This is a genomic window from Capnocytophaga sp. oral taxon 336 str. F0502 (assembly GCF_000411575.1).
Lineage (GTDB): Bacteria > Bacteroidota > Bacteroidia > Flavobacteriales > Flavobacteriaceae > Capnocytophaga > Capnocytophaga ochracea.
This window is the reverse complement of sequence record NZ_KE150490.1, coordinates 206,614-217,864: the sequence shown is the minus strand read 5'-3', so window position 1 is coordinate 217,864 and position 11,251 is coordinate 206,614. Positions and strand designations below refer to the sequence as shown.

10 protein-coding genes are annotated in these 11,251 nt (G+C 39.4%); 7 read left to right on the top strand and 3 right to left on the bottom strand.

The genetic code is table 11. The features are described from left to right. Nucleotides 1-700: 700 nt before the first annotated feature. The gene (locus HMPREF1528_RS06755) at nucleotides 701-2,299 is read left to right on the top strand and encodes a sensor histidine kinase (RefSeq protein ID WP_016479156.1); all 1,599 of its coding nucleotides are present in this window, start codon (nucleotides 701-703) and stop codon (nucleotides 2,297-2,299) included. A 48-nt stretch (nucleotides 2,300-2,347) separates the two neighbouring features. Further along, complete coding sequence (locus tag HMPREF1528_RS06750) at nucleotides 2,348-3,103, top strand: response regulator transcription factor (protein ID WP_009410639.1); 756 nt, start codon at nucleotides 2,348-2,350, stop codon at nucleotides 3,101-3,103. Between the two features lie 383 nt (nucleotides 3,104-3,486). Here the strand turns inward: HMPREF1528_RS06750 and HMPREF1528_RS12295 are convergent, their stop codons facing one another. Beyond that, a complete protein-coding gene (locus tag HMPREF1528_RS12295) occupies nucleotides 3,487-3,681 on the bottom strand; it encodes a hypothetical protein (RefSeq protein ID WP_016479155.1) in 195 nt (64 codons plus the stop codon). 692 nt (nucleotides 3,682-4,373) lie between these two features. Between HMPREF1528_RS12295 and HMPREF1528_RS06745 the strand changes: the two genes are divergently transcribed. Genes HMPREF1528_RS06745 through HMPREF1528_RS06725 form a run of 5 tightly spaced genes read left to right on the top strand, consistent with a single transcriptional unit; the run spans nucleotide 4,374 to nucleotide 7,851 of the window. Then, complete coding sequence (locus HMPREF1528_RS06745) at nucleotides 4,374-4,811, top strand: DUF6452 family protein (RefSeq protein ID WP_016479154.1); 438 nt, start codon at nucleotides 4,374-4,376, stop codon at nucleotides 4,809-4,811. Then, the gene (locus tag HMPREF1528_RS06740) at nucleotides 4,777-5,607 is read left to right on the top strand and encodes a DUF6048 family protein (protein WP_016479153.1); all 831 of its coding nucleotides are present in this window, start codon (nucleotides 4,777-4,779) and stop codon (nucleotides 5,605-5,607) included. The genes HMPREF1528_RS06745 and HMPREF1528_RS06740 overlap by 35 nt, the downstream gene beginning before the upstream one ends. A 20-nt stretch (nucleotides 5,608-5,627) precedes the next feature. Further along, nucleotides 5,628-6,248 (top strand): hypothetical protein, encoded by a 621-nt coding sequence (locus tag HMPREF1528_RS06735; RefSeq protein WP_016479152.1) that lies wholly within the window; start codon nucleotides 5,628-5,630, stop codon nucleotides 6,246-6,248. A gap of 10 nt (nucleotides 6,249-6,258) precedes the next feature. Then, on the top strand, nucleotides 6,259-7,140 hold the full coding sequence (gene era / locus HMPREF1528_RS06730; RefSeq protein WP_016479151.1) for a GTPase Era: 882 nt from the start codon (nucleotides 6,259-6,261) through the stop codon (nucleotides 7,138-7,140). A 6-nt stretch (nucleotides 7,141-7,146) separates the two neighbouring features. Continuing rightward, nucleotides 7,147-7,851, top strand: coding sequence for a cell division protein FtsQ/DivIB (locus tag HMPREF1528_RS06725; RefSeq protein ID WP_016479150.1), 705 nt, complete (start codon nucleotides 7,147-7,149; stop codon nucleotides 7,849-7,851). Between the two features lie 87 nt (nucleotides 7,852-7,938). Here the strand turns inward: HMPREF1528_RS06725 and rfbB are convergent, their stop codons facing one another. Both rfbB and HMPREF1528_RS06715 read right to left on the bottom strand, forming a co-directional pair. Then, nucleotides 7,939-8,931 carry a dTDP-glucose 4,6-dehydratase gene (gene rfbB / locus HMPREF1528_RS06720; RefSeq protein ID WP_016479149.1) on the bottom strand — a complete coding sequence of 331 codons (993 nt, stop codon included), beginning with the start codon at nucleotides 8,929-8,931 and terminating at the stop codon, nucleotides 7,939-7,941. Beyond that, on the bottom strand, nucleotides 8,932-11,196 hold the full coding sequence (locus tag HMPREF1528_RS06715; protein WP_016479148.1) for a GH92 family glycosyl hydrolase: 2,265 nt from the start codon (nucleotides 11,194-11,196) through the stop codon (nucleotides 8,932-8,934). Between the last annotated feature and the right edge of the window lie 55 nt (nucleotides 11,197-11,251).

Genomic DNA, 11,251 nt, shown 5'->3' with positions numbered 1-11,251 from the left:
TCTTTGTCTTATCTTTGTCTTATCTTTGTCTTGTCTCCACCTTATCTTCGTCCATTCTTCGTTCATTCTCCGTCCATTCTTCGTCCATTCCTCATTGACCGTGCGACTTGCATCTGCCCGTGCGGCTCGCACCTGCCTGTGTGGCTCACACTTTTCCGTCATACTCCCCCTAGTGCCTATGGCCTAAGGCCTAGTGCCTATTCCTTTTTCTTTCGCCTCGAAACCTTGTTTTTAACATTTTTAGCCCTGTTGTATTATGGTATAAATCAACTACTTATATACCCTTTCTATACCAATCTTCCAAGATTCGTATAAGCTTCCTATAAGCTCCCTATAAGCTAACCCCACCCTCCTTACACCCTTTTTTCACCAAAAATCCTTCCAACTCACTTTTTATATTTTTCGTTTTCCTCCGACAACTCAGACCAGTCCGATTTGTCCGACAAGTCAGACCCGTCAAAAAACCTTTTTTATCACTACCCATTTGCTAATTTCTTAATTTTCTCATCGGTATTTTTGGCATTTTTGACATTTTTGGTATTATATTAACATTGTCACTTCTCTTCCTTAGTAAAAACAAGGGTTTATAAAAGAAAAACTACAGTATTTCAGCCTTCTTAAAAAGGGTACTCCTTAATCTTTTGTTAAATTTTTAAGAGAATTTGTTTTTTATATAAAATATTTGTTTTAACTTTGCCCGGTGAATAAGCGATTATACATACTCGCAGTAGTGCTCATAAGCCTTTCTCTTGTAGGAATTATTGCCATACAAGGGTATTGGATTAAATCAGCTATCGACAATAAAGAAGAAGCTTTTACTTATTCTATTCAGCAGGTACTCAATAATGTAGCTAAACAAATAGAGCAAGACGAAGTCGATAAATACGTAGCTCAAATTATCTATTTGCGCGAGAACGATAGCACCTTAAAACTCAAAGACAGTCATCTGCGAGAGTTTATCTATGTGCAAGAAAACAAACTAAGCAAAGAGACCTTTATTTATAAACACGGTATTTTAGAGGAAGATTACGCTTTGGCTACCAATCTGCGCAATCCTGTACTCATCGATGATTTGAAACTCTCCGATTCTTTTACCTTAAAGAACTATACAAACAGAGAAAGTTTTCAGCATATCAACAGAGGTAATAACATAGATAACAAACAGTTGCCTATCATAAAAGCCTACGAAAAGCTAAGTGAATTACCCGAGATTGAACGCTTAATGATAGAAGAATCATTTAAGAGTATCATAAGGCAACAAACCATTAGCGAACGAGTGTCCGTAAGCCAAATAAACACACTCTTAGAGCAAAAACTCAAAAAAAGAGGCTTGAATTTACCTTTCGAGTTTGCCGTGTATAACCGCAATATTTTATCGAAGATACACTCTAAGTACTTTGACCCTAATGAAACTAAGGAATATCGCACCTTGCTTTTTGGAGGCAATAGCTCCGACGATTCAGTATACGAATTAGCAGTAGTATTCCCTCAGCGAGAGCGCTATGTACTATCATCAGTAATAGGGGTAGCAACCCTATCAGTAGTATTTTTACTAATAGTTATAGGTGTGTTTGTGGTTACCTTCCACCAGCTCATCACTCAGCGTCGCATTTCCGAAATTAAGACTGATTTCATCAATAATATGACGCACGAGTTCAAAACACCTATTGCCACTATGAACTTAGTGCTGGACAGTCTCAAAACACCTGTCGCCCTGCACGACCCTGAGAAAATAAAAGGATATGTAAAAATACTCAAACAGGAAAACAAGCGAATGCTGGCTCAGGTAGAAAACATTTTGCAAATATCACGTCTCGAAAAAGGAAACTTACATTTAGAGAGAGAGCCGTTGGACGTGCACGAACTTATAAGCAATGCCATAGGGCACCTACAAGTAATGCTCGACGAACGTGGAGGCGTATTGCGCACTCACTTTTTGGCAGAAAACGGCGATGTATCAGCAAACAAATCACACCTTACTAATGTATTTGTGAATGTGATTGAAAATGCTATCAAATACTCACCTAATGCCCCCGAAATAGACATTTATACTGAAAATATAAAGAATAAAATACTAATACGTGTAAAAGACAGAGGGCAAGGAATGAGCAGGCAGGCTATGAAACACGTATTTACCAAGTTTTATAGAGAACATACTGGCGATTTACACAACGTAAAAGGACACGGGTTAGGGCTTGCCTACGTGAAAAGTATCGTAGAATACCATCAAGGAAGCATTGATGTAGAAAGCGACAAAGGAAAAGGGAGTACCTTCTTTATCAAATTGCCGGTAATATAATTTAAGAACTTAACAATTTAATTCATAATTGCCTAAAACAATAAAAAAATGAATACAGACGGAAACTATTACAGTTCAAATGCTTCTACGGACAATAAACACATTCTCTTAGTAGAAGACGACCCCAACTTCGGCACTGTACTAAAAGACTATTTGGTGATGAGTGGCTTCGACGTTACTTTAGCTAAAAACGGTATGGAAGGCTTCGAAAAGTTTAAGAAAGAAACATACGATATGTGTATCTTAGACGTGATGATGCCTTATAAAGACGGTTTTACTTTAGCCAAAGAAATTCGTGAGAAAGATGAGAAAATACCTATTATCTTCCTTACAGCTCGTACAATGCGTGAAGATGTGATAAAAGGCTATCGCTCAGGAGCTGATGACTACCTAAACAAACCCTTCGACTCCGAAATCCTATTGATGAAAATACGTTCAATTTTGCAACGTAAAAGCATCGAAACAATGGTAGACGACAATAAGTTTGAGTTCGAAATAGGAAGATTCTTTCTCAATACCAAATTGCGTATTCTCAAATATAAGGACGAAGAACCTGTAAAACTCTCCCCTAAGGAAAATGAACTTTTGCGTTTGCTCGCCTTACACACCGATGATTTTATGTCACGTGAGTTAGCTCTTTCCAAAATATGGAAAGACGACAACTATTTCACCTCTCGCAGTATGGACGTATATATCGCAAAACTGCGTAAACTCTTGAAAAAAGACGACAAAGTGGAAATCTTAAACATTCACGGCGAAGGCTTCCGTTTGGTCGCCAATAAAGAAGCTGATGAATTTATTTAGGTAAAATAATAGTCTATTTCTTGCATATTCAAAAAATAGTCACACCTTTGCCCCCCTATTTCAAAAACATTTGCTTTACTAAATAAAGATATACACGAAGAAAAATGACCTATGTCAAGTTACATATCGTATCAGTTTTACCTTTTTACAAGGTAATGCTTCGTGTCGTATCTGCTTGATTAGAAGAATAGTATAATATATAGAAGAGCTCGAAGCGTCCCGTTTCGGGCTCTTTGTTTTTTGAGTGAAAAATAAATGAGGGTACCACCTCAGCAATTGAACAAATCACAACAAATTAAACATTTTTTAGCTACTTGTTTGAAAATCGTTTGCAAAGAAGATTTCTCTCCTTGGTAATTTACGATTCTTTTGCAATACATATTTTATTTCTTAAACAAATTCACTAACCAAAGAATAGGTATCCTTACTACCATTACAACGATAGCCACTATAAAGAAAACAAAAAGTGCTATTGTTATTGCGACAAAACCTAAGAATAGGTTATATTCTTTGACTTTGATCACTTTATCAATAGAGGCATTCAAGAGTCGCGAATTTATGAGTTTATTCAGGTTCATTTTTCAGCATCTTATATATTTCCCTACGCCATTAGCCCATTTAAGATTGCCTTCAGTTAGCTTGAACAAAGCTGAGGCTTCTTATAGCGGTATGGAAAGCCGTTTTTTTTAGGGCTTGTATTTCTTTTAAGCATTGCATTTTTAGGCACGAGCCCCAAGAAGCGCACCTACTTAAGACGACAAAAATAAAAATAACTCAGTAAATTAACAAATTTAAATGAAAGGTTATTTATCAATTTCTAATCTCAAATAACTTCTTTTGCCACATAAAAGTTTCTTCTTAGCTTCAGGCTATCTCTATCTTTTGTACGTTTATTGTTCGTCTTTTCTTCGTCTTAGGTTCGCTTTAACTTCGCTCTCCCTTCGAATAAGCTTTGTCCATCAAGCTAATAAGTATCAATACTAAGTTACTCTGTCACGGCATTCACATTTAAAAACAACAACCTATATATCTTGAGAATAAACTTCACAATAGTAGAAAATATTAGATGTTTTCTCATAAAAAAAGTAGTCTTTGTGGCTTGCCCCCTTCCCTTCGGAAGGGGGAACGGGGGTAGGCCTTTAAACGCAAGTGTCGTGTTGCCCTATGAAGTTTTTTTTGTCATTTGTAATTATTTCGTATCTTTGCACCAACTTTATTTTTGATAATGAAAAGAACTATCTTTATATCATTTTTAATACTCTCGCTTTCAATGTTGATAAGTTGTGAGTCCGACGACCTTTGCGACCACAGCGTGAATACACCTCGCTTGGTGGTGCGTTTCTACAACCAAAATAACACCCGTACGCCTTTTAGCGTGACTAACCTTACAGTTTATGGCGAAGGAAATACTACGCCTCTGGTAAGCAGTGCAACTTTAGATTCACTTGCACTACCTTTGCGCTTGGAGTCCCCTACTACCTACTTATTTCAAACCGTAGTTTCAGGTACTACCACTAGCACCGCAACCCTCACGCTCACTTATACTCCCGAACAGTCGTTCGTAAGCAAGGCTTGTGGAGTGAAAATTACTTACAACACCCTTTCAGCTACCATTCAAGATACAAATACCTCTTGGCTAAAAGGTCTTAACATCAAGAACACTACCGTAGATAATGAAAAAAGAGCTCATATACATTTGTATCATTAGTATTTGGTGGGGCTTAGGTGCAATGGCTCAAACGGCTACCCGCACGACCTCACAAACTACTATTGCCTTGCCCGAAAAACAAGAAGCCCCTGTGTACAAACAGCGGTATGGCTTGCGCGTAGGTGCCGACCTAAGCAAACTGGTACGCCCTTTCTTTGATAAGGATTACTACGGACTCGAATTGGTAGGCGATTACCGCCTAACAACCAACTACTACTTCGCTGCTGAACTCGGTATGGAAAAAAGAACTAAAAACGAAGATTTCTTTACTTACTCTACCGAAGGTCAATTTTTACGTGCTGGTTTCGATTATAACACCTATGGCAATTGGTATGGTATGGAGAATATGATTTACGTGGGGGCTCGCTATGGCATTTCGCTCTTCTCTCAAGACCTTACCTCGTATATTATCCATAAAGATAACCAATATTGGAACGAAACTATCACAGGCTCCGATCCTTCTTTCTTAAAGAAATACGACGGACGTACAGCCCATTGGTTGGAACTCGTATTGGGCATTAAAGCGGAACTCTTGCATAACCTTTACGCAGGAGCAAGCGTACGCGTAGGTCTTTTGGTGGCTCAAACGGGCAGTAGTGGTTTCCCTAACTACTATATTCCTGCCTTTGGTCGGGTATATGAAGGGAGTCGTTTTGGTGTGAATTTCAACTATACTCTCAGCTATCTCATTCCTCTTTATAAAAAAGAGAAAAAGAAAGAAGAGACAGATACCAAAAAAACTAACTCCTCTCCTACCCCTTCAGCTCCTGCTAAAAAACCAAAAGGAAGAAGATAATAACAAATGACAAGTTACGAATGAATAGATATATTACTTTTTTTCTGCTATTAGTTTGTTCTGTAGTTTCTGCTCAAGATGTGGAGGCAATGCTTACCGAAAAAGTAAAACTCCTTGACAAAAGTTATGCTACTAAAGAATTACAGACTTTAGCTAAAGATTTTGAAACTCTTGCCAACACAGCGCCTTCGCATTGGCTCGCAAATTACTATGCGGCTTATGTGAACATACGTCTTGCCGACCAATCATCGGGAGGGTCTATTGACAGTTATTGCAATCTGGCAGAAAAGTACATAAAGATAGCTGAAAAACAACCCGATGCCGATGCATCGGAAATCAACGCCTTATACGCCTATCTGTATAGTGCTAAAGTGAAGGTAAACCCAATGTTTCGCGGAGCTAAATACGGTAAGCTGAGTCGTGAGTATTCCGAAAAATCTATTAAAGAAAACCCCAAAAACCCAAGACCCTATCTCATTCGTGCTATTGGCATTTACTTTACACCCAAGATATTTGGTGGGGGCGTAGCAAAAGCTAAACCAATGCTCCAAAAAGCCTTAGAGAAGTTCGAACATTTTACTCCAAAAATGCCTAATCATCCTCATTGGGGCAAAGGAATGGCTGAATCAATTAACAAATAACAATTAACAAGTGCACAAAGCTGGATTTGTAAATATCATCGGGAACCCTAATGTAGGGAAATCTACCCTTATGAACGCCTTTGTAGACGAAAAACTCTCTATTATCACCTCCAAGGCACAAACCACGCGACACCGTATTTTTGGTATCGTAAGTGGTGATGATTTTCAGGTAGTTTTTTCGGATACCCCCGGTATTATCAAGCCATCGTACGCCTTACAAGCCTCGATGATGGACTTTGTAAAGAGTGCTTTCGAAGACGCCGACATTCTCATTTATATGGTAGAAATAGGCGAAAAAGAGCTGAAAGACGAGGCTTTCTTTAAGCGCATCAACCAGTTGAAAGTGCCTGTATTGTTGCTCATTAACAAAGTAGATACTTCCGACCAAAATGTATTAGAGGAACAAGTCGCCTACTGGAAAGAAAAAGTGCCTCGCGCCGAGATATATCCTATTTCGGCTTTGCGTAACTTTCAAACCGAAGTGGTGTTCAACCGCATTATAGAACTCTTACCCGAGTCACCTGCGTTTTTCCCAAAAGACCAACTCACCGATAAACCAGAGCGTTTCTTTGTAAACGAGATTATACGCGAAAAGATACTATTGCATTACAAAAAGGAAATCCCTTATTCGGTAGAAGTAGAGACCGAAAGTTTTGCCGATAGCGAGACGATTATTCACATTCGCTCAGTGATAATGGTAGAACGCGAGAGCCAAAAGGGGATTATCATAGGTCATAAAGGGGAAGCCTTAAAACGGGTAGGTGTAGAAGCTCGCACCGATTTAGAGAAGTTTTTCGGCAAACAAATACACTTAGAACTTTTCGTAAAAGTAAACAAAGATTGGCGTAGCAATGTGCGACAATTGCGCAGGTTTGGTTACGATATCAAATAAAGAAAAATGTACATAAAAAAAATCATAAAAATATTCGTCATCGTTTTTTTGCCCTTTTGTATACAGTTGTTTGCTTCAGGGCGTAATAAAACACGTACCGTAAAAGAGGTGGTGGTAGACCATCAGGACGAGAATATGTACGTTACCGATGATGCCATACGGCGCACTATCTTCAAAGACCCACAAGCAAAGCACCCTATGGGACTCCTTCGTTTAAACGAAATCGAAAAGCTCTTAGACAACAATGTGATGATTGAGAAATCGGAAGTATTTTGCACTATCGATGGCACTCTGAATGCTAAAATCAAACAGCGAGAGCCTATCGCACGTGTATACGACGGCAATGGAGTATATTATATGGATACACAAGGAAAGAAGATGCCTCTTTCAAGTTCTTACTCAGCACGCGTGCCTATCCTCAGAGGTAATACCGAGCGCTATTGGCAAGCCTCCTATGCACTGATGCAGTTTATCCAAAACGACCAATGGCTGGCTGAGAACATCACCGAAGTATTGGTAAAACCTAACGGAGAATACGAGTTTTTAATGCGTGTACCTCACTTTAAGGTCGTTTTTGGCAAGTTTGAAGACGAAGCGCTCAAGAAAGCAAACCTCAAAGCCTTTTACAAGCAATTGGAGAAGACTGATAAACTGAATGAATATAGCATCGTAAACCTGAAATACACCAACCAAGTAGTATGTAGGAGATGAGATAATTAGCAAATTGACAAATTATAGAATAGAAAAAACAGAGGTTACTATATAATAGCCTCTGTTTTACCTTTTATCTTTTACCTTTTACCTATTCGCTAGGTACCATTTTACAGTTTTCCGTATACCTTCTTCAAACTGTAAGGAAGGTTCCCAACCGAGTTCATTTTTCAATTTAGTAGCATCAATAGCGTAACGGAGGTCGTGACCAGCACGGTCGGTTACGAAAGTGATGAGCTTTTCGGAAGTACCTTCGGGGCGACCTAATTGCTTATCTACTTCTTTGATGATTACCTTCACCAAATCGATATTACGCCATTCGTTAAAGCCCCCAATGTTGTAGGTATCACCATCTTTCCCTTGGTGGAAAATAGTATCGATAGCACGAGCGTGGTCTTCTACAAAAAGCCAATCGCGAATATTTTCGCCTTTGCCATAGATAGGTAGTGGTTTATTATCTACAATATTATAGATACACACCGGTATTAACTTTTCAGGGTATTGGTGAGAACCGTAGTTGTTAGAACAGTTTGAAATCACCACAGGCAATTTGTAAGTGTTATGGTAAGCTCTCACAAAATGGTCTGAGGAAGCTTTAGATGCCGAATACGGTGATTGGGGGTCGTAAGGCGTTTGCTCTGTAAAGAGTGCTTCGCCTATTTCTAAGGCTCCATATACCTCGTCGGTAGAGACGTGATAAAAGCGTTTGCCTTGCATATTATCTTTCCACACTTCACGAGCTGCTTGCAAAAGGCTCAAAGTACCCATCACGTTCGTTTTCGCGAAGATAAAAGGGTCTTCAATACTTCTATCCACGTGACTTTCGGCAGCAAGGTGGATAATCCCATCAATGCGATGTTCAGCGAAGAGGGCTTTCATACGCTCGTAGTCGCAAATATCCGCTTGTATAAAGGTATAGTTAGGGGCATTGGCTACATCGGCAACGTTTTCTAAGTTACCAGCGTAAGTAAGTTTATCTAAGTTAAAAATGTGATAGTCGGGGTATTTGTTTACAAATAGCCTCACGACGTGAGAGCCGATAAATCCAGCTCCTCCTGTGATTAAGATATTTCTTTTCATTTATTTATTTGTCATTTCAAAAACTAATTCACCGCCTTTTAAAAGGTCTTGGTGAGAAATATGCCATTGGGTATATTCTTTGCCGTTGAGTTTTACAGATTGGATATACTTATTGTCTTTAGACACATTTTTAGCAATGATTGTAAATGTCTTTCCGTTAGGCAAGTGTATGGTTACTTTATCAAAGAGTGGACGACCAAATTGATACTCGGTAGAAGCTGGATTCATAGGATATAAGCCCATAGCACTCCAAATGTACCAAGCCGACATTTGTCCGCAATCCTCATTACCACTAAGTCCGTTAGGGGTAGTGTTGTACTGGGTTTGCAAGATGCGATCTACCCAATATTGGGTTTTCTTAGGTTGTCCTGCTACGTTGAACATATAGGCAATATGGTGACTGGGCTCATTGCCGTGTGCATACTGACCTATGAGTCCTGAGATATCAGGAGAGGTGTTTTCACCGGTGATTTCAGAACTTTCGGTAAAGAGTTTTTCTAAGTGTGTTACAAAAGGTTCATTGCCTCCAAATAGATTGATAAGTCCTTGTACGTTGTGAGGCACAAACCAACTGTGTTGCCAAGCGTTACCTTCGGTATAATCGGTGTTTTCTCGGTGGTCGGAGCGTTTAGGGTCAAAAGGCGTGCGCCATTTACCGTCGGTACTTTTACCGCGCATAAAGCCCGTTTCTTTATCGAATAAGTGAACATAGGCTTCTGAGCGTTTAGTAAAGAAGTCGGCATCTTCGGTTTTACCTAAGGCTTTAGCCATTTGCGCTATACACCAGTCGTCGTAAGCGTATTCAAGGGTAATAGTAACCGACTCGTCTACCCCTGCGTTATAAGGTATGTAACCATATTTTTTGTACGCTTTGAGTCCCCGTGCGTCTTGCATCATTGTAGTTTTCATTGCCTCGTAAGCCTTTTCAGCATCAAAACCACGTACCCCTTTAAGGTAGGCTTCGGCAATCACTGCTACCGAGTGATAGCCGGTCATTGTATTGGTTTCGTTACCATAAAGTGTCCAAACAGGTAACACTTTGTGCACTTGATAATAGGCTAACATTGAGTTGATAATATCAGCTGTAACTTTGGGTTGCAAAAGGGTAAGTAGTGGGTGCTCGGCGCGGAAAGTATCCCACAGAGAAAGGGTAGAATAAGCAGTACCTTCGGTTTTTGCAATCTCATCTTTTTGTAGGCGAAACTGACCATTCTTATCGGAGAAAGTTACAGGCGCTACTTGTGCGTGATAGAGGGCAGTATAGAAAATTGTTTTAAGCGAATCAACAGGGGTTTCTACTACTATACTGCTAAGGGTCTTCTCCCATTGTTGTTGTGCTAATGATTTGGTTTTATCAAAATTAGGAGCGTTATATAACTCCAAGTTATCTAAAGCATTTTCTTCACTCACTGAAGAAAGAGCTACTTTTACCTCTAACTTCTCATCAGTATTATCAAAGAAGATTTGCCCTGAAGTAACATCATCTTTGTGTTTTTGATAGGTAATATTTTTTATAGGCTTAGAAAACTGAATCGCAAAGAACACTTTTTGGTTTTCAGCCCAGCCAGTACTATAACGATAACCTGTAATAATATTGTCGTTATTATTAGCGTCTAACTTCTTATCCAATTTGCTAAAAGAAGTTTTGGTAGGGCTATCCCAGTTGATTGCAAATCCCAAGTTCAATAGTACTGATTGTTCAGCGCCTTTTTCAAAAGTATAACGATGTACGGCATAACGTTGTGCCGCGGTGAGTTCTACATTCACTTTGGGGTCTTCCAAATACACTTGGTAATAGCCAGGTTCTGCTTTTTCGTTCTTGTGGCTGTACTTCGATTTATAAGGCACCATATTGCGAAACTCTTGGGCATTCACGGGGTATTGCTCTTTGCGTCCGTATTTCAGTACACTGAGGTCGTATTCTTTAGTAGTAGGCATTAGCAAGATGTCGTTTAGGTCTCCTATACCCGTACCACTGAGACTCAAATGTCCAAAACCTACCATAAGGCTATCGGAATAGTGGTAACCAGAGCACCAATCCCAGTTGCTGAGACCATTCACTGGGCTCACTTGTATCATACCGAAAGGAGTAGTTGCTCCAGGGTAGGTATGTCCGTGTCCGCCCGTACCAATAAACGGGTCTACATAGCTGATAAGCGGTTTTTGAGGGGTTTGTGCTTCTTGCTCAGAAGCTGTTTTAGATTGATTACAAGCCCCTAGCACAAAAGTAGAGGCTACCAAAAGAGTAATATGTTTTAACTTCATTGTAATAGCAATTAAGTATTTTGGGCAAAAATAATAAAATAACAACGAATAGCAA